Annotated in this window: 2 protein-coding genes; both read right to left on the reverse strand. The window is 37.9% G+C overall.

Annotation, left to right across the window (positions count from 1 at the left end):
* Positions 1–133: 133 nt before the first annotated feature.
* Positions 134–616, reverse strand: a complete 483-nt coding sequence (locus ACFIJZ_RS09750) for a hypothetical protein (RefSeq protein WP_375631958.1) — start codon at positions 614–616, stop codon at positions 134–136.
* A gap of 76 nt (positions 617–692) precedes the next feature.
* A complete protein-coding gene (locus ACFIJZ_RS09755) occupies positions 693–1,262 on the reverse strand; it encodes a hypothetical protein (RefSeq protein ID WP_375631960.1) in 570 nt (189 codons plus the stop codon).
* Positions 1,263–1,353: the final 91 nt, after the last annotated feature.

Here is a 1,353-nt window from a genome sequence, read left to right on the forward strand (position 1 = left end):
ACATGATGTGTTTCTTCAATTTCTATTAGGTTAGTGTTTTGTTCACTCATCTTGATTTCCTACATTGCGCGCAATTCCCCCGTGGCGTGAATCACGCTTGTGTTTAAAAGGCTGGTTGGTTGTTAGAAAGTGCTTATACGCTCTGTCTTTTCCTAGGGATATGTTCGGCTTTTCTATTATAACTAATATGTGTGTTGCCTGAAATACATGTGTTACCACATACAACAGCTTCACCACCAATATGAGCTTTTTCACAAATTTTGGCATTGCCGTGAATTTCGGCTATTCCGTAAACTTTTGCATGATTGAAAATGTGTGCATTGGATTCAACACAAGCGTTTCCAAAAACATTAGCATTTCCATAAATACGTGCATTACATGAGATACGTGCTCGTCCAAATACTTGTGCATTCTCATAAATTTGAGCATTACTGCAAACCTTTGCCCTATCCCCAACCCAACAATCGCCCTCATGAGAGAGGTTACCTTCATGCTCTATATAACCGCCTAGGTCACCTTTCTTGACCTTTCCAAAGTTTCTCAGTGCACGGATGCGACGAACTGGTCGACGATAGAGAATGTCTATTTCATCAGTAAGTTCGTATTTTTTTTCCATGGTTTATTTCCTTGATTTGCGTACAATTCACCCGTGGCGTGAATCACGCTTGTGTTTAAAAGTTGGTTTTTCGGTGTTAGAAACGGCTTATGTAGCTTATATCGCTTGCTGAATAGTCACTTTCGTAGATGATTGAATTGCGTCCACGAATTTCAAGATTACCAGAAATATTTACATTATCGAAAATATATACTCCATCTAGAATTTTCATATTTCCGGAAATGTGTGCTTTATCACTTATATAAGCATTTCCATAGACACGGGCATTGCCATAAACATGGCCCAAAACTCGAGCCTCACCATAAATTTGTGCATTGCCGTAAATTTGCGCATCATATTCAACATATGCTTCACCGCAAACTTTTGCATTTTCATAAACACGCGCCCTGCCTGTAATTTCTGCGCGTTCAAATACTTGTGCATTGCCGAAAATCTTAGCGTCACCACAAACCATAGCTTTATGCCAAACCCAACAATCGCCTTCATGCGATAGGTTGTCTTCTTTTTGTATATAGCCACCTAAGTAACCTTTTTTAATATTTCTAAAATCTCTTAATGCACGTATGCGATAAAGTTTTTTACTTTTATCGGTTCTTGCATCATAAAATTCTTTTATTTCATCAGTAAGTTCATATTTCTTTTCCATGATTACTATTTCTTACGTTCTACGATTACGGTGGAGCCACTAATTTTACAATTTCCAGCAATGTTTACACGACAGCAAATATATGCTTGAT

This window comes from Bartonella sp. CL70QHWL (genome assembly GCF_042194855.1).
Classification (GTDB): domain Bacteria; phylum Pseudomonadota; class Alphaproteobacteria; order Rhizobiales; family Rhizobiaceae; genus Bartonella.